Source organism: Providencia sp. PROV255 (genome assembly GCF_028478065.1).
Classification (GTDB): domain Bacteria; phylum Pseudomonadota; class Gammaproteobacteria; order Enterobacterales; family Enterobacteriaceae; genus Providencia; species Providencia rettgeri.
The window spans coordinates 172654-196756 of record NZ_JAMPMI010000018.1; the positions used below are offsets into that span (position 1 = coordinate 172654).

Consider the following 24103-nt stretch of genomic DNA (forward strand, 5'->3'; position numbering starts at 1 on the left):
AAGATAACTAATAATTTTAAAGCTACTCAATGGAGAAAACAGGATGACTGTAAGCACTCCGATGATCATTATGTTCGTCGTATACATTACTGGCATGTTATTAATTGGTTATATGGCCTATCGCTCAACGAAAAACTTTGACGACTATATTCTGGGTGGGAGAAGTTTAGGCAGTGTTGTAACTGCATTGTCTGCTGGTGCCTCAGATATGAGCGGTTGGTTACTCATGGGGTTACCAGGTGCGATTTTCTTGGCCGGGATTTCTGAAAGTTGGATTGCTATCGGTTTGAGTCTCGGTGCATATCTTAACTGGTTATTTGTTGCTGGGCGTTTACGTGTCCAAACAGAAAAAAATAATAATGCGTTAACATTACCGGACTACTTTACTAGCCGTTTTGAGGATAACAGTAAGATTTTACGTATTATTTCTGCTGTTGTTATTTTAGTTTTCTTTACGATTTATTGTGCGTCAGGTGTGGTCGCAGGTGGCTTGTTATTTGAAAGCACATTTAATATGAGCTATGAGAAAGCGATGTGGTTAGGTGCACTCGCGACGATTGCTTACACGTTTTTAGGTGGTTTCTTAGCTGTGAGTTGGACCGATACTGTTCAAGCTTCATTAATGATCTTCGCATTGATTCTTACACCTATTGTTGTGATCCTTTCTTTAGGGGGAATTGATACCTCTATTGAAGTGATTAAATCTAAGAATCCTGAATACCTTGATATGTTTAAAGACATGAATATCATCGCAATTCTGTCATTATTAGGTTGGGGATTAGGCTATTTTGGGCAACCTCACATTTTAGCGCGTTTTATGGCAGCAGACTCTGCTCGTACTATTCGTTCTGCTCGACGTATTAGTATGACATGGATGGTGTTATGCCTAGGTGGAACGATTGCGGTTGGCTTCTTTGGTATCGCTTATTTTGAAAATAATCCGGCTTTAGCGGGTTCGGTCATGCAAAATAATGAGCGTATATTCATGGAGTTAACGGGGCTTTTGTTTAACCCATGGATCGCTGGTATTTTATTATCAGCCATACTAGCCGCGGTAATGAGTACGTTAAGTTGCCAATTATTAGTTTGTGCGAGTGCGCTAACGGAAGACTTGTATAAGCCTTTTATTCGTAAGAGTGCTAGCCAAAAAGAGTTAGTATGGGTCGGGCGTTTTATGGTGTTGTTAGTCGCTGCAATTGCCATTTACATTGCTCGTGATCCAAATAATAAAGTTTTGGCATTAGTGAGTAATGCATGGGCTGGTTTCGGTGCCGCATTTGGTCCTGTTGTTTTAATCTCTGTAATGTGGAAACGAATGACGCGTACGGGCGCACTCGCAGGAATGTTAGTTGGTGCAGTGACAGTACTCGTTTGGATAAAATACAAATGGTTTGATTTGTACGAGATCATCCCAGGTTTCTTATTAGCAACAATCGCGATTGTTGTTGTCAGCTTGATAACTAAAGCACCAAGTGCAGCTGCGCAGGCTCGTTTTGATGAAGCCGAGGCAGAATATAAAGCAAGTTAATCGAGCGAGTTTATAAACTAAAAAGGCCGAGTAACAATACTGTTATTCGGCCTTTTTGCTTATTTTTCATTAATGGTTCTTTTTGCGCTTAGCGAATTGGTAACCAATGAAGAGCAAAATAAACCAAACTGGTGTTGCTATTAAGGCTTGTCTTGTATCGTGCTGAAATGCCAATAAAACAACCATAAAGGCAAAAAAGGCGAGGCTTAACCACGACATCACAATACCCGCAGGCATTTTATAATGGGATGCTTTGTGCATCTCAGGTCGCTTTTTACGGAAATTTAAATAGCTATATAAAATCATGCTCCAAATAAACATGAAAAGAATTGCAGACACGGTTGTGACTAGTGTGAATGCATGCATGATATCAGGAATAAAATAGATCAGAACAATACCAAAACTGAGGCAGATACAGGTAAAAATTAACCCAGTAGCGGGTACGGCTTTTTTCGATAATTGGCTGAACTGTTTTGGTGCATCCCCTTCTTTTGAAAGCCCAAAAAGCATTCGACTGGTGGAAAATACACCACTATTTGCAGAAGAAGCTGCAGAAGTTAAAACGACAAAGTTAACAATACTTGCTGCTGCAGGTAAGCTTATCAGGACAAACATTTCTACAAATGGGCTTTTATCGGCCAATATGGTTCGCCATGGGGTAACTGCCATAATCACAATTAAAGATAACACATAGAATGCAATGATCCGGATAGGTATCGCGTTGATAGCTTTCGGTAAAGATTTTTCTGGATCGCGTGTTTCAGCGGCTGCCGTTCCGACTAATTCAATCCCAACAAACGCAAAAATAGCAATTTGGAAGCCAGCAAAGAAGCCGCTGATCCCCATCGGAAACATTCCACCATCATTCCAGATGTTGCTTAAAGATGCCGTATGACCCGCAGGGGATTGAAAATTCATGGCAATTAGTGTGCCACCTACTGCAATGAGAGCCACTATGGCAACAATCTTTATCATAGCGAACCAAAATTCGAGCTCACCGAAAAGCCTGACAGAAACCAGGTTGAGTGTTAATAAGGTGACTACGCAGATAAATGAGGTTACCCATTCAGGAAAATCAGGAACCCAAAAGCTCACATAGGCTGTTATGGCAATGATATCGGCAATACCTGTGATAACCCAGCAAAACCAGTATGTCCAACCGACAAAGAAACCTGCCCATGGGCCGATAAGGTCAGCAGAAAAATCACTGAATGATTTGTAGTCCAGATTAGAAAGTAGCAGTTCACCCATTGCGCGCATCACAAAAAATAGCACAAAGCCGATTATCATATACACAAAGATAATTGATGGGCCCGCAAGTGAAATGGTTTTACCAGAACCCATAAATAAGCCTGTACCAATTGCGCCACCAATAGCAATAAGTTGTATATGGCGGTTACTAAGACTACGTTTTAGCTGATTACGATCAGCGTTGGGTTGTGTTGATAGTGAATTCGCATTTTCTTCCATACTAAAGATGTCCGTAGTGGTTTGTGATAATTAGCCACAGTCTTTTTTATAATTTTGTGGTTATGTTTGCGTGAAATATTGTGACACAAATCTCAATTAGAGTAAGGAAAAGTTATCTTGTTAGAAACGAAGTGATGTTTATTCAAGCGATAGTTTTCTTAAATTTTACATTCGTAACTTTAAATTAACTTAGATAATAAAAATAGCAGAATCATATTGACTGTAGCAATTGTAAGGCGTTAAATAATTTGTATCGGGTTGTTAGCTCAGTTGGCAGAGTAGGTGACTCTTAATCATTAGGTCGGGGGTTCGAGCCCCCCACAACCCACCAAGATTTTCAATGAGTTATGAGCATTCTGCGGAACCTATACTGACTGTATGGGACGTATTTGGGACGCAAGCATTAAATATTGCATCAATTTGCTTAGCATGTTTGGCTAAGTGATCTGGGGCTCAGTGAGCATATCGCAGAACCATCTCAATACTTTCCTAGCCGCCCATTTTTTGAAGATCAGACAGCGGGACGCCGGATTGAACTAACTAGGATTGCAAGGAATTTAAACAGCGTTTCAAACTAACCTGCTGAGGTGATTTTTTATCTTTTTTAATTAGTATTCAAATAGCATTGATTGTTTATGAGTTAGGCTTTTACCTCATTATTTCAATTTATTAGAGTAAAAAATAGGATCTATAAACCAATGAATAATTGGAATTGATGCTAATAAAAGTGCTATACAAATGGTTAGTAGAGTAAATGTTATTATTAATAATAAATTAAGCTCTATACCTAAAAAAACTAATGTTTGTAATATAATAAAACAAATAATTGGGTGGATTAAATAAACACCTAAAGCATTGTTTGATGTTTTCGCATATTTATCAGTTGATAAGGCAAAGTAAATAATGCTTGACCCTAACACTAGACTTATAGAAAAATTTAAAATATGAATAATAAATTCGTTGAAGAATAAATAGGAGTTGATACCGCTGAGCATTTCACTTAAGAAAGCATCTCGATAATGAAGGAATAAAATAGCTGAAATTGTAATACAAAAAATTACCATGGTAGGTTTTTTTCTTAACGAAGATATACTTTTATTATTAATAAAATAAGCGATGACAAAAAATGGAAAATATAGAATAATTGAGAAGAAACTAGAAAATGGCATAAGGTAAGTTTTTGTTATATAAGAAATTATCAATGATAATGTTAAAATTATAGAGAGGTAGAATTTATTTAATTTAAAGCTTTTCGGTAATAATAAAAAAATAGCTTGCCAGATAGGCGTTGCTAAGAAAAACCAAACTCCGTATTGAGGAGAAAGTAAATAGGTTCTTAAAGTTAACTCACCGGTGAAATAAAGTGGGATCATATCGATTGTTTGGAACGTAAAATAAATGATAACAGCAGGAAGAAGATGAGATTGTAACCCTTTCCATGTCGTATTTTTTGTTATAAATGCAACTATAAATACAAACATAGGGATTAATGTTAATTCAAAAGTATTAATAAGCAACGCATATTTGTTTTTATCAACTAAATTTAAATAAAAATCAAAAACAATTAATGAACTCAATATAAGCTTTAGTGTAGGCCAGTATGGTTGGTTATTATCTTTTATATTCGAGATTAAGTGATTTTCATTTTTCATACATATACCCTATATAAAAACTCACTTATTGTACCTCATTGAGATTTTTATTTAAAATAAATTATTTTAGGGATTATGAAAGGGAAGGTAATACGTCAAATATTGATGAGTCTTATTAAGTTAAATGTTACTCTTAATTCGAGTTAACTCATGATTTAGTAACCGGATATAAGGCTACAATATCCTTTATTCATCATTTAAGAGTACGATAAAAATCACAGATGCTTAAGACATGAAACGTGATAGACACCCCAAGGAATCTGTATTGGGGTGGAAAAGTATGATTTGGTTGAATTGCGAACAATTTAAAGAGACTATTTTTTAATATGGAATGTACCTAAGAAGTGATTGCAATTACAGGGTTTGAGACATGAGGAAAATAAAATTAACTCAAGTCTCTGCCATTTCATCAACGCCTAACAATCAGTATAGGTAAATAAAGGTGTTTCAGGCTATTTCGGCGCTATTCTTATCAATGATGATCAGTTCATGCTGTTATCAACCAATTTTTGGGTGATTGTAATTGAAGCTTCAACGCCTAATATATATAAAGCCTGCTCTAAAAGTTCAATTTTAGATGCGTAATGAATATCGAGTAAGCGTTCTATCTGTTGTGCATTGATGTTCAGCCTGCGAGCGAGGTCGATGCGTTGTGTTGCAGAATTGAGAATCGCGTTATGCAAGGCAATTTTTAAGCAGCAGATTATGGGTAAATAAACAGTAAAGGTTGCTTCACTTTTTGTTTGTGTTGCTAATGGAATAGGTTTTCTGAGTTCAATTAGTTCAGCAAAAGAAGCGAGCAAAATTTCTTGGGCTTCTAACTCAACATCTTCTTTACAATAGCTAACGCCCTGTAGCCCAGAAAAATCACTAAAGTTGATTTCATATACGTTTTCTTCCTCAATGAAGTCTACAGTTGCTTGATAATTGAACATGCTTTTCCTTAAAATTATATTTTAGTGTGCTCAGTGTTGCATTGGTGCATGAGGAAAACAAGTTTATCACTTCACTGGCCTTGTCATTTTTTCATCATTTTGTCTATATTGATCCTACATAGGACTTAGAGAGCATTGTAAGCAATATTAATGTGATCTTCTTAACATAAATATATCAATGAGAGTATCGTTTTATTCGGAAATTATTGAGAAACAAAGAAAACAAGTGTGAAGACTGTCGCAAATTGGAGAATATTTTTGCTCATAAAAAGCACAATAAATTTGTTTGTTTTATAAGCAAGCTTCTCACTGAATTATTTTAACTAAAAGTCATTTTTTTCTATTCCTTCATTATTGGATTAAGCAATTTTACTTAAGTTAGGATGATGATTAGGGTATTTTGTTAAAATAAAAGTATATAGTAATCAAAGGTTACTATAACCTTGGTTAATCAAATTTGTTGTCATTGCGTGAAAACAGCTAGAACGGATAAGCATGAAGACATGTAATAATACGCTTAGTCGTTTTTATTTTAAGTGCCAATCGAATGTTTTAAAAGTGATATGAAAAATATATATAAAATGGAATGTTCTTAATTGAAACCTTCATTTTTCACCCTTAACACAAAAGTGATTGGTTAACGTAGGTTGATCTTTTTATTAAAAAAAATGAAATCTCAGCTACTTTATATAAAAAAACAAATATTAATTAATCAAAAAAAATTACTTTAATGAATTAATAACAAAGTGATTACTTAAAATATTAAAAAAACAAAAATAACCAGTAAAAGTATTTAAGCTAAATAGTTTTTTATTATTGGTAATTTATTTAAATTTTATTAATTTTATTAATATTACGAGATGATGACATTATAATCATTGTTTAATTAATCTAATGAGAATTGAGGGCGGATACTTAATATGTATGACAATATAGTGAGAGTTTGTATGATAACTACGATTGAATAATTTTGAACGATGGTTGTAATGTAGATTAAACTTATTGAAAATTAATGATTAAGTTTTATTCCAATAGTGCCGATAACGGCTTATTACAGACATGGGTAACTCAGTTTCTTAATACTAAAAATTGATTTGGATCAATATGTTGTTTTTGATGTTGTGCTTGGTTTTTTTCGCTTGGTAATCACATGTAAAGAGTGAATGCTTTGATTAAAATCCTGCCATTTTGCTTAAGGTGACTAAAAATGTTGTGGATATTTAGGATAAAGTAATAGAAGATAAAGAGATAATGAAGATTATTTAATGAATTAAGGGGTAATCATCCCATTGGTATAAAAAGAAACATAAGTACCTTGAATAGTTAATTTAGTGGTGCATAATAATTAGCGACTAATAATGACATCAGCCATTTCTGATTTTTACGGGAACCGCTAATTTTTTAGTCATTCTTTATTGTTGTAGGTATTCAGGAAATATCTTTAATTTAAGTTTGGAAATTTGTGTGTTTATACTCCAAATTGGGTACTTTTGAATGGATGACATGGGAAAATTAATGGAATTGTATTTACCCAATTTAATTACTTTTTAAATTTAATAATTTGATTACACAATACTTTCAAATTTATATTTGTTCTTTTTGCACACAGATCGCACAGATGTTGATAATTTTCGGAAAGGAAAAAAAATGAGCTCGACGACAGATTTTCTGAAGCATATATACGATATTAACCTCTCATATTTGCTATTAGCCCAAAAACTCATCTCCCAAGAGAAAGCCTCTGCGATGTTTCGTTTAGGTATCTCTGATGCAATGGCAACTACTTTAGCAGACCTTACACTCCCTCAATTAGTCAAATTAGCAGAGACAAACCAGCTAATCTGCCAGTTTAGATTTGATAATAGTGACACAATTGAAAAGCTAACCCGTGATTCAAGAGTTGATGAATTGCAACAAATTCATACAGGTATCTTACTTTCGACCCGATTATTGCAAACGCATAATGAGGGCGACACAGAAATAGCGAGAAAAAGATGAGTACCGCAGCTGAAAAAAGTATAGTCCAAGAAGCGAATGATATTCGATTAGCCATGGAACTAATCTCTTTAGGCGCTCGCCTTCAAATGTTAGAAAGTGAAACTCAAATTAGTCGTGGTCGTTTAGTTCGTTTATATAAAGAGCTAAGAGGCTGCCCACCACCAAAAGGCATGCTACCTTTTTCTACAGATTGGTTTATGACGTGGGAACAGAATATTCATTCATCCATGTTCTATAATGCTTATCAATTTTTACTTAAAAGTGGTCAATGTCGTGGTGTGGATGCCATATTAAAAGCCTACAGGTTATACCTTGAACAGTGCATTCCAGAACCTGGTGAGGAGCCTTTGTTAGCTTTAACACGCGCTTGGACATTAGTCCGTTTTGTGGAAAGTGGCATGTTACAAAGTTCACAATGTAGCTGTTGCCATGGTTCTTTTATTACTTACGCACATATTCCTGAAAATAGCTTTACTTGTAGTTTATGCCAACCGCCATCACGTGCAATAAAAAAACGTAAACTTTCCGAGCATCTAGCCGATATTACGGTATATCGACAGGATGGCATTACTAAAGCGGTAATGTAATTGGATTGATTTGGTTAACAGGCAAAGGTTTTTGCCTGTCACTCCTAATATTCCCTTTGACTGCCATCTGTTAACCAACGGAGTGAAAGGGAATATTGTGTTAATACTCATCGGGTATATCATTGTTACAGTTGCGGTTATAGGCGGATACTTAATGGTCGGTGGCCATTTGGGTGCGCTTTATCAACCTGCTGAATTTGTTATTATTTTAGGTGCAGGTTTAGGTGCCTTTGTTGTTGGTAACAGTGGCAAATCCATCGTCGCCTTGTGTAAAGTATTACCAAAACTCTTTCGTCGTTCCTCTTACAATAAAACAATGTCAATGGACTTAATGGCGTTGTTATTTCAATTACTTAATAAATCACGCCAGCAAGGGTTACTTGCACTTGAAAAAGATATTGATAACCCAAGTGAAAGTGAAATTTTTTCCCAGTATCCCCGTATTTTAAAAGACGAATCCACCATGATGTTCATCGTGGACTACTTACGTTTGATGGTAAGCAGTAACTTACAAAGCCATGAAATTGAAGCATTAATGGACGAAGAGTTAGAAACTTTTCGCCAAGAAAATGAAGTACCGGCTTCGGGGTTAAATATGGTCGGTGACTCTATGCCTGCATTTGGGATCGTTGCGGCCGTTTTGGGTGTCGTAAATGCCTTGGGCTCAGCGGATCGTCCTGCTGGTGAATTGGGTGCTTTAATTGCTCATGCTATGGTGGGAACATTTCTAGGTATTTTAGTGGCTTATGGCTTCATTTTACCTTTGGCTGCACTAATAAGACTACGCAGTAGTGAGCAATTGAAAATGATGGAATGCATTAAAGTGACTTTCCTTTCAGCATTGCAAGGCTATGCCCCTCAAATTGCAGTGGAATTTGGCCGCAAGGTGTTATTCAGTGCAGATAGGCCTTCATTTGTTGAACTTGAAGATAAAGTTCGAGAAGTGAAAGTTGGTGCCCGCTCACAAGAAACAACTGAGGAGTAACTAACGGATGGCAGCCAATACACCGCATGTTATTCGGGTTAAAAAACGCAGTTCGCATCAGCAAAACGGGCATGGCGGTTCATGGAAAATTGCTTATGCCGATTTTATGACGGCGATGATGGCATTTTTTTTAGTGATGTGGCTAATCTCAATTTCAAGTCCTCAAGAATTAACTCAAATTGCCGAGTATTTTCGTACTCCCTTAAGTACAGCTATCAACCCAGGAAGTAAAAGTGGAGATGCCACAAACCCTATTCCAGGTGGTGGTAAAGACCCTATTTTCCGTGATGGGGATGTGATGCCAGAACCTAATAATATTATTGATGGAAATGCAAACTATCGTTTTGAAAAATTAAAAGAGTCACTTGAGCAGGCCATTTTAAAAGACCCACGTTTGAATGAATTAAAGCCACATTTACTGATTGATATGATCAACGATGGGCTACGAATTCAAATTGTAGATAGTGAAAATCGCCCAATGTTTAAAGTTGGTTCGGCAATGGTTGAACCGTATATGCGTGATATTTTGCGAGCAATAGCACCACTTCTTAATGATGTTCCCAATCGAATTAGTATCTCCGGTCATACTGATGACCTCGCTTATGCCAACGGAGCCAATTACAGCAACTGGGAGCTTTCATCTGATCGCGCGAATGCTTCACGCCGTGAATTGATTCGCGGTGGAATGGATGAAAATAAAGTCTTACGCGTGGTTGGAATGGCATCAGCTATTCATTTAGACAAAGATGATGGCTTTGCTCCGATCAACCGCCGGATAAGTATCATTGTTTTAAATGATGAAGAAACAAAGCAGATCCTCCGTGAATATGATGGCGCGAAGCCGATCAATGATGTGCTGAATAAACCGCAAAAGCCCACACCAGAAACGTCCGTGGGTGTTGTCGCTGCGGTGAAAATACCGTGATGAATTGCTGTTATTTGAATTTATTACATAACATGTTTAGTTGCCTGCCGGAATGTCCGGCAGTCAGCGTTAAGTGAAACTTAAGCGAAATTGGATAAAAACCATGGATATTACCGAGTTTTATCAAACATTTTTCGATGAAGCTGATGAGTTGCTCAGGGATATGGAACAACATTTACTTGAGCTTGATCCTTTTGACCCGGATAGCGAGCAGCTAAATGCCATCTTCCGCAGTGCCCATTCAATAAAAGGAGGGGCTGCAACCTTTGGTTTCACTCAGTTGCAGAATACGACTCATACATTGGAAAACCTTTTAGATAAGGCGCGTCATGATGAGTTAACACTCACACCTGACATTATTGATGTTTTTCTTGATACTAAGGATGTCATGGCATCACAGTTAGATGCCTATAAAAATGATTCTTTGCCGGATGAAGAGACCTTTAAGCGCATTTGTGAGGTGCTTAGCCGGGTTGAAAATAGAGCAGAAGAGGTCACTGAAACAACGGCTGCGTTACCTGAGACTAAAGTTGATGTTGCGGTTGTTGAAGAAGCTCCCGCAGAGCAAGGTGAATATTCACACTACTTTATGATCTCGTTAAATCAGCTCAAAGAAAATGAAGTTGATTTACTGGCAGATGAGCTCAGTTTATTTGGGCACTTGTATCATACTGAAAAAACAGCAAATAGTTTGCAAGCATGGCTTGGTACAAACACTGATATTGATGATATTAGTGGCGTATTATGTTTTGTGGTGGATGAATCACAGATTGCTCACCAAGTCGTATCATTTGCGGATTGCCTCGCCTTATCTCCTGAAGAAGTCATCACGGATGGCTCCGATGGCACAATCGAAATTAAGATTCCTGAGCCGGAGAAAGAAGCAAAACCTGTAACTGTTTCACCAGCGGTAGCTGCGCCTGCAAATACATCGAAAAAACCTGCAATCGCTAAACCGAAAGGGGATTCGAGCAGTATTCGTGTGGCTGTAGAGAAAGTTGACCAGTTGATCAACTTAGTCGGGGAGTTGGTCATTATTCAATCAATGCTGACCCAACATAGTCAGCATGTCGATCAAAATGAATACAGTGATTTATTAAGCTCAATCGTACAGTTGGAGCGTAATTCTCGCGCCTTGCAAGAATCCGTTATGTCAATTCGCATGATGCCAATGGATTACGTATTTAGTCGTTTCCCACGCATGGTACGGGATATAGCATCGAAATTAGGTAAAAAAATCGAGCTGAAAGTGGAAGGAAGTTCAACTGAACTCGATAAAAGCTTGATTGAGCGCATCGTCGATCCCCTGAATCACCTTGTTCGTAATAGCCTCGACCATGGGATTGAAAAGCCAGAAGTTCGCGTGGCAAATGGTAAGCCAGAAGCTGGCACATTGACCTTAGCGGCAGCACATCAAAGTGGCAATATTTGCATTGAAGTTCGTGATGATGGCGCAGGGCTAAACCGTGAACGTATTTTGGCAAAAGCGAAGTCACAAGGCATGAACGTGCATGATGGTATGAGCAATGATGAAGTTGCGATGCTGATTATGGCTCCAGGATTTTCAACCGCAGAGGTAGTGACAGACGTTTCGGGACGCGGTGTTGGAATGGATGTGGTGAAAAGAAATATCCAAGACATGGGCGGTCGTATTCAAATCGGTTTTACCGAAGGCAAAGGCACCATTATCCGCATCTTATTACCGCTCACTTTAGCGATTTTGGATGGGATGTCGGTGAAAGTAGCGGAAGATGTCTTTATCGTGCCATTGAGTGCAATTATCAGCACGTTGCAGCCTCGACAAGAGGATATTTATCGCTTGGCTGGAGAGGAAAAAATGCTGCTTGTGCGAGGTGAATATCTACCGCTTGTTGAATTACACCACGTATTTTCCATCGAAGAAGCCGAACGAAATTTAGATAACAGTATTGTGCTGATTATTCAGAATGCAGGTCATCGTTTTGCATTGTTGGTCGACAAATTAGTTGGGCAGCAGCAAGTGGTGGTGAAAAACATTGAAAGTAATTATCGCAAGATCCCCGGTATTTCCGCAGCAACGATTATGGGTGATGGTTCTGTTGCATTGATTTTAGATGTGGCTGAACTACAAAAAATGAATAACAGCATTTTGATTAAAAAGAAACAGCAGGTTTCTCAACCTGTCGTGCACTAAATAGAGGCCATACACCATGTCTATGTTAGATGATGATTTAAATAAACACGAAGAAGAAAAAAACGGCGAAGGCTACCTCATTTTTACCTTGGGTGAAGAAGAGTATGGCATTGAGATCTTAAAAGTGCAGGAAATTCGTGGTTACGAACAAGTGACTCGTATCGCGAATACCCCTGATTTTATCAAAGGAGTGACTAACTTACGTGGGGTCATCATTCCGATTATTGATTTACGGGTGAAATTCTCCCATGAAAACGTGGTGTATAACGATAACACGGTCGTTATCGTAGTGAATTTAAAAGATCGCGTCGTTGGTATTGTCGTCGATGGAGTTTCGGATGTACTGGTCTTGAATGAAGAACAAATTGCACCACCACCTGATTTTGCCGTGACATTATCAACACAATATCTGACAGGGCTCGGAACATTAAACGACCGTATGTTGATTTTAGTCGATATCGAAAAATTATTAACAAGCGATGAAATGGCGCTGATTGACAGCATGGCTGAGTAATTCTCAGCCCCAACAATTGTTCAAATAATAATAAGTCATTAACTAAAGTTTTTGGTTGGATGACCGATATCCAAAATACAACAAAATTATGTTAGTAAAACGTCATGTACAGTCGAATTAAAATCGTATCGGGACTTTTGTCCGTCATTTTTATCTTTATTTTGCTGCAACTGGTATCCAGTGGGTTGATGTTTACCAAACTGGGCGATAACAGCGACAGCATCAGTTATTTGAATTCATTACAACGCCAAAGACAAGTATTAACGGAAAGCTGGGTCAATTTGTTACAAGCTCGAGCTAACTTAAACCGCTCTATCAATGCCTATTTACTTGAAGGTCGTAAAATTCAAGACGATGCAACGACAGAAGATTTGATTAAAGCCGCTAAACGTAACTTTAAATCAGCGGATGATGCCTATGCACGTTATAACAAGCTGATGCAAAGTTCGGATTATGATAAGGCCAAATTTGAAAAACTATTTAGCACCTATGAAACCTATCGTGATGCGTTAATCAAGCTAGGTGAATTCGCTGAAAAAGGTGACCTTGAAGGCTTTTATGCACACAGAACCTCAGGGCACCAAGTAAAATTTGAAGAGCAATTTAACGCTTATTTTGCGGATATCTCAGCAGATTTTCAAGCCGAAGTCGTTAACGCAGATAATAACTATCGCCAATCTTTATATATGTTGGTGACGCTATTTATCTTACTCGCCTTAATTGGCTTCTTTAGTTATCGCTATGTTCGTAAAGGCATTATTGAACCACTCGGTATCTTAATTGAGCGTATTAAAGTCTTTGCTTCAGGCGATTTAACACCGAATGTGACAACAATTGCCAAGAATGAAATTGGTGAGTTGGCCAATGGTGTTCAACATATGCAGCAGGAATTGATTAATACCGTTCGTGGTGTGCTAGATGGTAGCGAAACTATTTACCAAGGTACAACCGAAATTGCAGCAGGTAACAATGACTTATCTGCACGAACTGAGCAGCAAGTTGCTTGCTTAGAAGAAACCTCAGCCAGTATGAGTGAGCTGACTGCAACCGTAAAACAAAATACGGAATACGCCCACCAAGCGAGTGAATTTGCAAACCAAGCTTCAGTGATAGCAAAAGAGGGTGGCAAAGTGGTATCGAATGTGGTCAGTACCATGCTGAACATTGCCGATAGCTCACAGAAAATCTCTGATATTACTGCGGTTATCGATAGCATCGCCTTCCAAACCAACATCTTAGCGCTAAACGCAGCGGTTGAAGCGGCGCGAGCAGGTGAGCATGGTCGTGGTTTTGCTGTGGTGGCTGATGAAGTGCGTAATTTAGCACAACGCAGTGCTGATGCGGCTAAAGAGATTAAAACGTTAATTGAAGATTCAGTGTCAAGAACTGGGACAGGCGCTCGCCAAGCAGAAGATGCGGGCGAAACAATGACCAAGATTGTTGAGTCTGTCACACGTGTCACTGACATTATGACGCACATTGCAACTGCATCAGACGAGCAAAGTAAAGGAATTGCACAGGTCAGCATCGCTGTTGCAGAAATGGATAAGGTTACACAGCAAAATGCGTCGCTGGTTGAGCAGTCTGCGGTTGCAGCCAATGTATTGGAAGAACAAGTGGCAAAATTGTCGCAATTGATTTCCATCTTCCGTTTACCACCATTAAAACAAAGCGAAATACGCAATATTCAGCCGGCAGCAAGAACGGTTTCAAATATCGTTAAAACGCCGGATCTGACAAAACTGTCATCGAAAGAACATAAAGATGATGACAATTGGGAAACTTTCTAACGGTTAAGCTCAGTCTTTCGCTGCAAGGCTTTGGTTTTGCAGCGTTTCTGTGCATTAGAAAACAAGGCAATGTTTCAGAGGTTCAGTTCTCTTAGCTGGCACAAGTGGGGATTTCTATGTTTGGTAAAAATATCCGAATTTCGGTGAGTTTGTATCTACTTCTCATTTTATTTTGTGGGATGCAGATTGTGTCTAGCGGGGTTTCTGTCGGGATTGTTGTAAGTGAATTAAAATCTTTAGAGCGTATTGATTTGGGGTCTGATAAGCGAGCGATGCTTGAAGAAACCAGTAAACACCTAATGCAAGCACGCAACAGCTTAACGCAAATTGCTTTGCTGCATAAAGTGGGTGGTAACGAACCGTTGATTGAAGAAACGAGAGTAACTTTTGATAAATTACTCGAAGAAGCTGAGAAAGATTACACCACGTTTAAAAAACAGCCTCTTTTGAGTGAGAAAGAAAATCTCGCCGCTCTTGAGGCTCGGTATCAAGCCTTTGTATTGACACTCAAAGCATTAAAAACACATTTAGATAATAAAGATATTGCAGCCTATATTGAACTTCCTGCCCAAGAAAACCAGGATCAGTTGGAGCAAGTTGTCGAGGAATACCTTGAATTACTGAATGCTGAAAATGATGAGTCTCTTGCAGCAGCAAGAATGTATAACACGTTTGCGTGGAGTTCATTCGCTTCAGTGATTGTTATTATCCTTGCCGTTATTGTTTTTGTTAACTACTGGATGAAACGTAAAGTGATTAACCCATTGAAAAGTATGGGAGAGCACTTTGCATTAGTGGCTGATGGTAAACTCAATCAGAAAATTGAAGTCACTACCCGTGATGAAATTGGTGAGGTGTTTGGTAAGTTAAAAGACATGCAGGAGTCTCTAGCGACTTCAGTAACAGCGCTACGTTCAAATACGGACCAAATGTACACTGGTATCCGTGAAATCGCGTTAGGAAATAATAATTTATCTTCACGTACTGAACAGCAAGCGGCATCACTTGAAGAAACCGCAGCCAGTATGGAAGAGTTAACCGCTACGGTTAAGCAGAATGCGGATAACGCGCGCCAAGCCAGTGAACTTGCTATTAGCGCATCGAAAACCGCAACGAAAGGCGGAGAGATCACCGAAGACGTGATTGACACCATGACTTCCATTTCCAATAGCTCACAAAAAATCAGTGCCATTATTAGTGTGATTGATGGCATCGCCTTCCAAACCAATATTTTAGCATTGAATGCTGCTGTTGAAGCTGCTCGAGCGGGTGAACAGGGGCGCGGTTTCTCTGTGGTTGCTGGTGAGGTTAGAGCATTAGCTCAGCGTAGTGCGGAAGCGGCAAAAGAAATTAAAACCTTGATTGATGAATCTGTTGGCAGAGTCAGCCAAGGTTCTCAATTAGTTAATGAAGCAGGTGCAACTATGAGTGAATTGGTTGCTGCAGTTAACCAAGTTACTGAATTAATGGGTAATATTGCCTCTGCATCCAATGAGCAAAGCCGTGGTATTGAGCAAGTCGCAACAGCAGTAAGCCAAATGGACTTAGTCACACAACAAAATGCGGCGTTAGTTGAGCAATCGACCAGTGCGACGGCAGCGCTAGAAGATCAAGCGAACAACTTAGTTGATACGGTTGCATTCTTTGAATTACCTGAAAGTCAATTAAATCGTAATCGGCGTTAAGTGTTGTGAAAACTCGTTTTTGAGTTTTCGGTGGATAATCGTAACTGGTTATTTTTTCTTAGGTTATCCATCCTAAAAGGCAGCCAAATAACTGGCTGCCTCTGGGTTTTTATTGAATAGGACGACAAGTACGATGCTTTTTGTACCACAGGTAGAACCACTGACTGATGATGAGTTTGGTCGGGTTTGTCGATTTATTCATAAAAAATCAGGCATTGTCCTCACCATGAATAAAAAAAATATGGTCTATAACCGGCTGTTAAAGCGGTTGCGTGATTGTAATATCGACAATTTTTCCGATTATTTACGGATGTTAGAGCGTGAGCCTCACCATGCAGAATGGCAAGCTTTCGTGAATGCTCTGACGACAAATTTAACCGCATTTTTTCGTGAACCGCACCACTTTGTGACGCTAGCAGACTTTGTTCGCACACGTAAAAATAGCGCGATTAATATTTGGTGCGCTGCATCTTCAACAGGAGAAGAGCCATATTCGATAGCCATGACATTGAGTGATGTGCTTGGGCCAAACGCAATTAATGCCAAAGTCATTGCCAGTGACATTGACACGGAAGTGCTAGAAAAAGCGAAACAAGGCGTGTATCGCATAGAAGAGCTGAAGTCTTTAACGGCATTACAGAGACAACGCTATTTTATGAAAGGCGTTGGCGAGTTTGATGGCTATGCGCGAGTCAAGCCAGCATTACGCCAAATGATTGAATTTCGTTATTTAAATTTGAGTGACCATGATTGGCAAATGCAACATCGATTTGATGCGATTTTTTGTCGTAACGTCATGATTTATTTTGATAAAGAGATGCAGATAAAAATGCTGGAGCGTTTTGCTCCATTGCTTAAGCCAGATGGTTTGTTATTTATTGGGCATTCTGAAAATTTATCGCAGTTATCACAAAGTTTCGTTATTAAAGGGCAAACCGTCTACAGCTTGCAAGCGGCGAGGAGGGGGTAATGAAAAAAATTAAAGTGCTATGTGTGGATGACTCAGCACTGATGCGCCAATTAATGCGCGAAATTATTAATAGCCATGATGACATGATAGTGGTTGATACCGCACCAGACCCTTATGTTGCTCGTGATTTAATCAAGCAATATGAGCCGGATGTGATTACGTTAGATGTGGAAATGCCACGAATGGATGGTATTGATTTCTTAGAGAAATTAATGCGCTTACACCCAATGCCTGTGGTCATGGTTTCAACATTAACGTCGAAAGGTTCTGAAGTGACATTAAAGGCGCTGGAATTAGGTGCTGTGGATTTTGTCACGAAACCGCAAATTGGTATTCGTGAAACCATGATGAGTTATCGCGATATTATTGGTGAAAAAATTCGCGCAGCAGCTATGTCAAAAATTACTCAGCGCAGCCGTTTTGCTCGTCCGGACAAAAAGGTCAGTGAGCCAGTTTCTCAAGCCAAAGCGCTCTCTCCCTATGTTTGTAACAGCCGTGTGATTGCGGTTGGCGCATCGACAGGTGGAACAGAGGCGATACGTCAATTTCTGGAAATGTTACCTCATGAATGCCCACCTGTCGTGATCACTCAGCATATGCCTGCGGGTTTTACGCGTTCTTTTGCTGATCGCTTAAATAAGCTGTGTGTATTGACCGTAAAAGAAGCTGAACACAACGAGCTATTACAAAAAGGCCATGCATATATCGCACCAGGCGATTCGCATATGTTGATTGCCGATAAAGGCAAGGGATTTCAAGTCATTTTACAGCAAAGCGAACCTGTTAACCGGCACCGTCCTTCTGTTGATGTGTTGTTCGATTCAGTAGCTCAATGTGTTGGGCGAAAATGCATTGGTATTTTATTGACGGGAATGGGGATGGATGGAGCGAAAGGACTATTAAATTTACGTAAGCAGGGGGCAATCACTTACGCACAAAACGAAAGTAGTTGTGTGGTATTTGGTATGCCGCGTGCTGCGATTGAAATGGGAGCTGCGGATGAAGTGCAAGATATTCTCAAGATTGCCCCAAGTGTTTTAGCAAGACTTTCTTCTGTCACGGTTTAACCCGGGGCAGGAATTCACAATTGTATTTTGAAGGAGTGGTTATGGCCGCTAAAGATCTCAGTTTTTTGGTTGTTGATGATTTTTCTACTATGCGCCGCATCGTCCGTAACTTATTAAAAGAGCTCGGATTTAATAAAATAGAAGAAGCGGAAGACGGTGTTGATGCCTTAGAGAAAATTCGTGCAGGCAGCATCGATTTTGTGGTTGCCGATTGGAATATGCCAAATATGGATGGTTTAGAACTGCTCAAAACTATTCGCGGTGATGATGCATTAAAGCACATCCCAGTTTTGATGGTGACGGCTGAAGCGAAAAAAGAAAATATTATTGCGGCTGCACAAGCGGGTGCGAGTGGTTACGTAGTTAAGCCGTTCACTGCCGCTATTTTAGAAGAAAAATTGAATAAAGTATTCGAAAAAATGGGTCTGCAATAACAGTGCGTGCCAAAGGAGATTTTCATGACTGAACAAGTGGGTATGGAAGGTATTCGCAATGGTAATGATGATTTAAAACAAGTCATTACACGCATTGGTACGCTAATGAGAACCCTGCGTGAAAGTATGCGCGAATTGGGCCTAGAAAAAAGCGTTCAACAAGCCGTGGCGAGTATTCCAGACGGAAAAGACAGGCTGCGTTATATCGCACAAATGACGGCGCAAGCGGCAGAAAAAACCTTAAATGGCATTGATGTCATCAAACCACTGCAAGTGGAAATGAATAAAAATGCGCAGGTGCTGCAACAGCAGTGGCAAGAAACTGCCGAAGATGCGGTTCCTGCACAATTGCGTGAGTCAACAGAAGCCTTTTTAGGACAGGTGATCCAAGACAGCGAAACGACTAAAGCAGAGTTGTTGGAAATCATGATGGCACAAGATTTCCAAGATTTAACAGGACAAGTCATCAAAAAAATGATGGAAGTGGTTGAAGAAGCTGAAAAACAACTGCTTGCATTATTAATGGAAAATACGCCACCTGAAATGCGTGCGAAAACGCAAAACGAAAGTTTGCTCAATGGCCCGCAAATCAATAAAGAAGGCGTTAATGTCATGGCATCACAGTCTCAGGTTGATGATTTACTTGATGAGCTAGGTTTCTAATTACCGACATTTTTTTAATTAAACTACTCTAATTACATAGGATTAGGGTAGTTTTATTGTACTTGCGTTACAAGGAAGGGATTGCAATGATAAATAACGATTTAATTTCTACTTTCGTGATTAAAGAACAAAAAGAACAAGCTGATATCGTTCAAGAAAATAACGGGGATGTTGATGAGTGCTCTTCAGAATTACAAATGAGGCAAGCGTTAATCAATCAACTTAAAAAAGCGCGTTTAGCCAATAACTTAACCCAGATGCAAATTGCAGAAAAAATGCAAACTCAAAAGCAAAACGTGTCGCGTTTGGAAAAAGCGCAATTCGACCCGAAATTAGGCACATTATTAAAATATGCGGAAGCGGTTGGCTTGCGCCTTACCTTGGATTTTCCTTCTACGCCCTGAATTATATAGTGTATAAGTAAATCTATATGTATTCAGGTGAGTATTTAATCGCTAATCATGTTGATAGACTGCGATGATCTTACTGCCAAGTATTTGTGCAAATAGCTCAATAAAATCATCGCGGACATCCCAATTATGAAAACTAAAACCTAAATTACCGAATGCCCATTGCGGATCAAATTGCCACGCATTAAGTGGACCATGAAAATCGCAACAAAAACAAGCGAGGTTTTCTGGTTTTCCCTCATACCAATCAGATACCGTATCGCTCCATGCATGGCTCTGTTCGCTTTGTTCACTGGCACATTGTGGGCAGTAAATACCGAGGCCATTGCCACCTGCGTGAAAAACCGTGTGTTCAGTTACGATAGACAGGTAATTTTTTAGCATATCTTCCGGGAGTTGGGTTGGGACGATTTCATCATTAATGACGTACAAAATGGGTTCTTTGTGAGCGGGTGTAGGGCGATAAATGACTTCACCATATTCAACGCCTTGGAAATGTGGGTCAATAATGCCTTGTTCTTTTAGCCAGTCAAGCATGCGCTGGGCATGTTTGGGGGCATCTTCTAAGGAAATATCTGGGGCAACAAGGTGGCAAGTATCCATAATAACCCTTTATTGTTAAAAGCCATTAATAAGTAAGTCGATTGCGTGTTTAATGGTGTCTCGTTGGCAACTTAAGTCAACGATTTTTTTCCCTAATAATGAATGAGGGACGCAAGCCATTTGATGAGTCATTAAAATGAAAACTTGCCCGTTGATTGATAATTGTGGATTTAGGCGTACAGATAATGTTTTTTTAACAAGCCTTGCTTGCTCATAAAGTTCAGGCGCGATAGTGACACTGGCGTTTTTTTCATGCTTTGAGCCATTGTACTCATGGTATCTCCTTAATTACACGTGTTCAGGCATGTGAAATTAAGCATGCTTATTGCTCAATAGCCAAATAACCCCCTTGAACTACGTCTATTTTCCACCATTGATTTTTTTACACTCTGTCATGCTATAGCGATAACTCGTATTTTCATTAAATTTTGGAATCACGGTGTCCGACGAGAGTGATGTAGAAAAAACAGAAGAGCCCACCCCCCATAAAAAGCAAAAAGCCAAAGATGATGGGCAAATCGTTCGTTCAAAAGAATTGAGTTCGCTAATGATGATGTTAGCTGGCGTGAGCTTGCTATGGTTAAGTGGCGGACATTTGGCGGCACAACTGCGGCAAATAGCTCGTCAGGGTTTTATTTTTGATGGTCATTACTTACAAAACACAGGCTTGATGATCAGCTATTTAGGACGTGTTGTCAGTGAGGCTTTATTTGCCTTATTACCCGTGATTGGTGGGTTAGCTTTGGTGGGGATTTCTGCGTCATCGTTAGTGGGTGGGCTCGTTTTTAATAGCAAGTTGATTAAATTTGATTTGAAAAAGTTAAATCCAATCAAAGGGCTAAAGCGTATTTTTTCGATGAATGCGTTATCTGAGTTATTTAAAGCAATTTTAAAATCCTTATTTGTGGGTTTAGGGGCGTTTATTTTTCTTTGGCAAAGTTGGCCATCATTACTGCATTTAGTGATGGAATCACCGGTTACGGCGCTAAGTAATGCACTACAGAAAGTCATTTTTGCCGGGTATTTAATTGTGTTTTTGCTGATCCCGATGGTGGCTTTTGATGTTTTCTATCAGTTTCGCTCCCATTTAAAAAAATTGCGCATGAGTCGTCAGGAAATTAAAGATGAATTCAAGCAGCAAGAGGGTGACCCGCAGATTAAAGCCAAAATTCGCCAACAACAGCGTGCGATTGCGCGTAACCGAATGATGGCGGATGTCCCAAGTGCGGATGTCATCGTCACTAACCCGACACACTATGCGGTTGCCCTTAAATATGACGACAAAAAAATGGGGGCGCCAAAAGTATTAGCGAAAGGTGCGGGCGTATTGGCTCAGCGCATCAAGGAAATTGGTGAAGAGCACCGAATATTACAGTTAGAAGCACCGCCGCTTGCTCGTGCGCTATATCGCCATGCGGAGATAGGCCAAAGCATTCCTGTTGCCTTATATGCGGCGGTTGCAGAAGTTTTAGCATGGGTTTACCAATTGCGCCGCTGGCGCCGTGAAGGTGGGCTCAGACCAAAAAAACCGAAAAATTTGCCAGTGCCACCGACGCTGGACTTTGCTGGAGATAACAATCGCGATGGCTAATTTGGCTTCATTATTAAAATTGCCGAAAAATTTACAGGGAACGCAGTGGCAAATACTTGCTGGACCGGTTCTTATCTTATTGATTTTGTCGATGATGGTACTGCCATTGCCGGCATTTTTATTGGATTTACTGTTTACCTTCAATATTGCACTTTCTATTATGGTGCTATTAGTGGCGATGTTCACTAAGCGCACATTAGACTTTGCTGCATTTCCAACCATTTTGCTATTTGCAACCTTATTGCGCCTTTCTTTGAATATCGCCTCAACGCGAATTATTTTGTTAGATGGCCATACAGGGCCAGATGCAGCTGGACGAGTTGTCGAAGCTTTTGGTCACTTTTTGGTGGGCGGTAACTTTGCCATCGGTATTGTGGTGTTCATTATTCTTGTACTGATTAACTTTATGGTTATCACTAAGGGAGCAGGGCGTATTGCGGAAGTGGGCGCTCGCTTTGTGTTAGATGGTATGCCGGGTAAACAGATGGCCATCGATGCCGACTTGAACGCAGGTATCATTACGGATGATGAAGCGAAAAAACGCCGTGCGGAAGTGACTCAAGAAGCGGATTTTTACGGTTCAATGGATGGTGCGAGTAAGTTCGTGCGTGGGGATGCGATTGCGGGGATCATGATTATGGTGATCAACGTGGTTGGCGGGTTAATTATCGGTGTTGGTCAACACAATATGTCATTGGGTGAGGCGACAAGTGCGTATACCTTGCTGACCATCGGTGATGGCCTTGTGGCGCAAATTCCTGCTTTGATTATTTCAACGGCTGCTGGGGTTATTGTCACTCGAGTGGCAACCGATGAAGATGTGGGTGAGCAGATGGTCACCCAGCTATTTAATAACCCGCGAGTGATGTGGTTGAGCGCAGGCGTTTTAGGCCTAATCGGTTTGATTCCGGGTATGCCTAACTTTGTTTTCTTGCTATTTACTGCAGCACTGGCCGCCCTTGGTTGGTATTTAGTGCGTAAATCGCAACAACCCGAAAGTGCCACGGGAGATAATAGCCAATCGCAGCATTTCCAAGAAGCAAATAAAGTGGTTGAAGCCACGTGGGATGACGTGCAACTAGAAGATTTGTTGGCGATGGAAGTGGGGTATCGGTTGATTCCCTTAGTTGATAATGACCAGCAAGGTGAATTATTAGGGCGACTGCGTGGTTTACGTAAGAAATTTGCTCAAGAAGTGGGGTATTTACCACCTGTCGTACATATTTGCGATAACTTGGCGCTTTCCCCCTGTGAATATCGAATTCTGATCAAAGGTGCAGAAGTTGGGCGGGGAGAAGCACAGCCTGGTCGTAGCCTGGCTATTGACCCAGGTAATGCCGCCGGGTCGTTACAAGGCGACGTCACCAAAGAGCCTGCATTTGGTTTACCTGCAATCTGGATTGATGATGATTTACGTGAGCAAGCGCAAATACAAGGGTATACCGTGGTATCTGCGAGTACCGCAGTGGCAACTCATTTTAATCAAATTTTGTTGCAAAACTCCAGCACCTTATTTGGCCGCCAAGAAGCACAAATGTTGTATGATCGTGTGAAAAAAGAGATGCCAAAATTGGCAGATGACCTGATCCCAGATACCATTTCGTTAACCATTTTGCACCGTGTACTACAAAATTTATTAATGGAAGATGTGGTAATCCGCGATATGCGTACCATCATTGAAACCTTAGCTGAAATGGCGGGGGAAAATGGTGAGAATAAAGATACGGATTACCTGACGTCACAAGTGAGAATTGCGTTAGGTCGGGCTATCACCCAGCAATGGTTTGGTAATGCAGAAGAAATTCAAGTTATCGGTTTAGAAGCTAGTCTTGAACAGATCTTACTGCAAGCCGCTAAAAATGGCGGGGGATTAGAGCCAAACTTGGCGCAGTTTATTCAAACTCAAGCGGAGCAAGCCGTGGCACACCAAGAGGCGATGGGAGCCCCAACGGTATTATTAGTTAACCATGGCTTACGCCTAATTTTGTCGCGTTTCTTGCGGCGCAGCCTGCCACAGCTAGTGGTCATGTCGAATTTAGAAATGACTGACCACCGTAAGATCAGAATGACGTCAATGATCAGCGGCAGTTAATTCTATCGGTATTATTTGCCATTTAGCTACA

At 39.9% G+C, this 24103-nt stretch carries 21 protein-coding genes, 1 tRNA gene and 1 pseudogene; 17 read left to right on the top strand and 6 right to left on the bottom strand.

What is annotated here, in order from left to right:
* Nucleotides 1-43 precede the first annotated feature (43 nt).
* Complete coding sequence (gene putP / locus PR725_RS16820; RefSeq protein ID WP_110731844.1) at nucleotides 44-1528, top strand: sodium/proline symporter PutP; 1485 nt, start codon at nucleotides 44-46, stop codon at nucleotides 1526-1528.
* Between the two features lie 69 nt (nucleotides 1529-1597).
* Here putP and cycA read toward each other — a convergent pair whose 3' ends face one another.
* Nucleotides 1598-2998: a D-serine/D-alanine/glycine transporter gene (gene cycA, locus PR725_RS16825; RefSeq protein ID WP_109911099.1), complete on the bottom strand. Its 1401-nt coding sequence runs from the start codon at nucleotides 2996-2998 to the stop codon at nucleotides 1598-1600.
* Between the two features lie 255 nt (nucleotides 2999-3253).
* Between cycA and PR725_RS16830 the strand changes: the two genes are divergently transcribed.
* Nucleotides 3254-3329 (top strand) — tRNA-Lys (locus PR725_RS16830).
* Between the two features lie 14 nt (nucleotides 3330-3343).
* Here PR725_RS16830 and PR725_RS16835 read toward each other — a convergent pair.
* From PR725_RS16835 to PR725_RS16845, 3 genes and pseudogenes are all read right to left on the bottom strand, one after another.
* Nucleotides 3344-3538 (bottom strand): annotated as a pseudogene (locus PR725_RS16835) (integrase); the annotation flags it as partial.
* Between the two features lie 116 nt (nucleotides 3539-3654).
* Nucleotides 3655-4650, bottom strand: a complete 996-nt coding sequence (locus tag PR725_RS16840) for an acetyltransferase (RefSeq protein WP_227024184.1) — start codon at nucleotides 4648-4650, stop codon at nucleotides 3655-3657.
* A gap of 482 nt (nucleotides 4651-5132) precedes the next feature.
* Entirely contained in the window at nucleotides 5133-5585 is a 453-nt protein-coding gene (locus PR725_RS16845) for a hypothetical protein (protein ID WP_004909821.1), read from the bottom strand.
* Between the two features lie 1647 nt (nucleotides 5586-7232).
* Here PR725_RS16845 and flhD point away from each other — a divergent pair.
* The 13 genes from flhD (at nucleotide 7233) to PR725_RS16910 (ending at nucleotide 19780) form a co-directional block, all read left to right on the top strand.
* A complete protein-coding gene (gene flhD, locus PR725_RS16850) occupies nucleotides 7233-7583 on the top strand; it encodes a flagellar transcriptional regulator FlhD (protein WP_004909823.1) in 351 nt (116 codons plus the stop codon).
* Nucleotides 7580-8170 (top strand): flagellar transcriptional regulator FlhC, encoded by a 591-nt coding sequence (flhC, locus tag PR725_RS16855; protein WP_004909826.1) that lies wholly within the window; start codon nucleotides 7580-7582, stop codon nucleotides 8168-8170. Before flhD ends, flhC begins: the two co-directional genes overlap by 4 nt.
* Before the next feature lie 97 nt (nucleotides 8171-8267).
* A complete protein-coding gene (gene motA, locus PR725_RS16860; RefSeq protein ID WP_004909829.1) occupies nucleotides 8268-9155 on the top strand; it encodes a flagellar motor stator protein MotA in 888 nt (295 codons plus the stop codon).
* Between the two features lie 7 nt (nucleotides 9156-9162).
* On the top strand, nucleotides 9163-10080 hold the full coding sequence (gene motB / locus PR725_RS16865) for a flagellar motor protein MotB (protein ID WP_004909832.1): 918 nt from the start codon (nucleotides 9163-9165) through the stop codon (nucleotides 10078-10080).
* Between the two features lie 103 nt (nucleotides 10081-10183).
* A complete protein-coding gene (gene cheA / locus PR725_RS16870) occupies nucleotides 10184-12253 on the top strand; it encodes a chemotaxis protein CheA (RefSeq protein WP_109911152.1) in 2070 nt (689 codons plus the stop codon).
* Between the two features lie 16 nt (nucleotides 12254-12269).
* Nucleotides 12270-12767, top strand: coding sequence for a chemotaxis protein CheW (gene cheW / locus PR725_RS16875; protein ID WP_004909833.1), 498 nt, complete (start codon nucleotides 12270-12272; stop codon nucleotides 12765-12767).
* A gap of 104 nt (nucleotides 12768-12871) precedes the next feature.
* Nucleotides 12872-14557, top strand: a complete 1686-nt coding sequence (locus PR725_RS16880) for a methyl-accepting chemotaxis protein (protein ID WP_109911153.1) — start codon at nucleotides 12872-12874, stop codon at nucleotides 14555-14557.
* Nucleotides 14558-14673: 116 nt separating this feature from the next.
* Nucleotides 14674-16242, top strand: coding sequence for a methyl-accepting chemotaxis protein (locus PR725_RS16885; protein WP_272569884.1), 1569 nt, complete (start codon nucleotides 14674-14676; stop codon nucleotides 16240-16242).
* 133 nt (nucleotides 16243-16375) lie between these two features.
* Complete coding sequence (locus tag PR725_RS16890) at nucleotides 16376-17212, top strand: CheR family methyltransferase (RefSeq protein ID WP_004909839.1); 837 nt, start codon at nucleotides 16376-16378, stop codon at nucleotides 17210-17212.
* Nucleotides 17212-18279 carry a protein-glutamate methylesterase/protein-glutamine glutaminase gene (locus PR725_RS16895; RefSeq protein WP_004909841.1) on the top strand — a complete coding sequence of 356 codons (1068 nt, stop codon included), beginning with the start codon at nucleotides 17212-17214 and terminating at the stop codon, nucleotides 18277-18279. Before PR725_RS16890 ends, PR725_RS16895 begins: the two co-directional genes overlap by 1 nt.
* Before the next feature lie 41 nt (nucleotides 18280-18320).
* Entirely contained in the window at nucleotides 18321-18713 is a 393-nt protein-coding gene (gene cheY, locus PR725_RS16900) for a chemotaxis response regulator CheY (RefSeq protein ID WP_004909843.1), read from the top strand.
* Between the two features lie 24 nt (nucleotides 18714-18737).
* The gene (locus PR725_RS16905) at nucleotides 18738-19376 is read left to right on the top strand and encodes a protein phosphatase CheZ (RefSeq protein ID WP_109911155.1); all 639 of its coding nucleotides are present in this window, start codon (nucleotides 18738-18740) and stop codon (nucleotides 19374-19376) included.
* Nucleotides 19377-19462: 86 nt separating this feature from the next.
* A complete protein-coding gene (locus tag PR725_RS16910; protein WP_249215141.1) occupies nucleotides 19463-19780 on the top strand; it encodes a helix-turn-helix transcriptional regulator in 318 nt (105 codons plus the stop codon).
* A 51-nt stretch (nucleotides 19781-19831) separates the two neighbouring features.
* Here PR725_RS16910 and PR725_RS16915 read toward each other — a convergent pair whose 3' ends face one another.
* Together PR725_RS16915 and PR725_RS16920 are read right to left on the bottom strand one after the other, a co-directional pair.
* Nucleotides 19832-20389, bottom strand: a complete 558-nt coding sequence (locus PR725_RS16915) for a hypothetical protein (protein WP_110731848.1) — start codon at nucleotides 20387-20389, stop codon at nucleotides 19832-19834.
* A 15-nt stretch (nucleotides 20390-20404) separates the two neighbouring features.
* Nucleotides 20405-20545: a CcdB family protein gene (locus tag PR725_RS16920; protein WP_227024189.1), complete on the bottom strand. Its 141-nt coding sequence runs from the start codon at nucleotides 20543-20545 to the stop codon at nucleotides 20405-20407.
* Nucleotides 20546-20828: 283 nt separating this feature from the next.
* Between PR725_RS16920 and flhB the strand changes: the two genes are divergently transcribed.
* On the top strand, nucleotides 20829-21980 hold the full coding sequence (gene flhB, locus PR725_RS16925) for a flagellar biosynthesis protein FlhB (RefSeq protein ID WP_109911158.1): 1152 nt from the start codon (nucleotides 20829-20831) through the stop codon (nucleotides 21978-21980).
* Nucleotides 21973-24072, top strand: a complete 2100-nt coding sequence (gene flhA, locus PR725_RS16930) for a flagellar biosynthesis protein FlhA (protein WP_004909858.1) — start codon at nucleotides 21973-21975, stop codon at nucleotides 24070-24072. Before flhB ends, flhA begins: the two co-directional genes overlap by 8 nt.
* The last annotated feature ends 31 nt before the right edge of the window (nucleotides 24073-24103 follow it).

Coding starts and splice junctions, on each gene's coding strand:
- putP (WP_110731844.1), top strand. CDS start 44: ATGACTGTAAGCACTCCGATGATCATTATGTTCGTCGTATACATTACT.
- cycA (WP_109911099.1), bottom strand. CDS start 2,998: ATGGAAGAAAATGCGAATTCACTATCAACACAACCCAACGCTGATCGT.
- PR725_RS16840 (WP_227024184.1), bottom strand. CDS start 4,650: ATGAAAAATGAAAATCACTTAATCTCGAATATAAAAGATAATAACCAA.
- PR725_RS16845 (WP_004909821.1), bottom strand. CDS start 5,585: ATGTTCAATTATCAAGCAACTGTAGACTTCATTGAGGAAGAAAACGTA.
- flhD (WP_004909823.1), top strand. CDS start 7,233: ATGAGCTCGACGACAGATTTTCTGAAGCATATATACGATATTAACCTC.
- flhC (WP_004909826.1), top strand. CDS start 7,580: ATGAGTACCGCAGCTGAAAAAAGTATAGTCCAAGAAGCGAATGATATT.
- motB (WP_004909832.1), top strand. CDS start 9,163: ATGGCAGCCAATACACCGCATGTTATTCGGGTTAAAAAACGCAGTTCG.
- cheA (WP_109911152.1), top strand. CDS start 10,184: ATGGATATTACCGAGTTTTATCAAACATTTTTCGATGAAGCTGATGAG.
- cheW (WP_004909833.1), top strand. CDS start 12,270: ATGTCTATGTTAGATGATGATTTAAATAAACACGAAGAAGAAAAAAAC.
- PR725_RS16880 (WP_109911153.1), top strand. CDS start 12,872: ATGTACAGTCGAATTAAAATCGTATCGGGACTTTTGTCCGTCATTTTT.
- PR725_RS16885 (WP_272569884.1), top strand. CDS start 14,674: ATGTTTGGTAAAAATATCCGAATTTCGGTGAGTTTGTATCTACTTCTC.
- PR725_RS16890 (WP_004909839.1), top strand. CDS start 16,376: ATGCTTTTTGTACCACAGGTAGAACCACTGACTGATGATGAGTTTGGT.
- PR725_RS16895 (WP_004909841.1), top strand. CDS start 17,212: ATGAAAAAAATTAAAGTGCTATGTGTGGATGACTCAGCACTGATGCGC.
- cheY (WP_004909843.1), top strand. CDS start 18,321: ATGGCCGCTAAAGATCTCAGTTTTTTGGTTGTTGATGATTTTTCTACT.
- PR725_RS16905 (WP_109911155.1), top strand. CDS start 18,738: ATGACTGAACAAGTGGGTATGGAAGGTATTCGCAATGGTAATGATGAT.
- PR725_RS16910 (WP_249215141.1), top strand. CDS start 19,463: ATGATAAATAACGATTTAATTTCTACTTTCGTGATTAAAGAACAAAAA.
- PR725_RS16915 (WP_110731848.1), bottom strand. CDS start 20,389: ATGGATACTTGCCACCTTGTTGCCCCAGATATTTCCTTAGAAGATGCC.
- flhA (WP_004909858.1), top strand. CDS start 21,973: ATGGCTAATTTGGCTTCATTATTAAAATTGCCGAAAAATTTACAGGGA.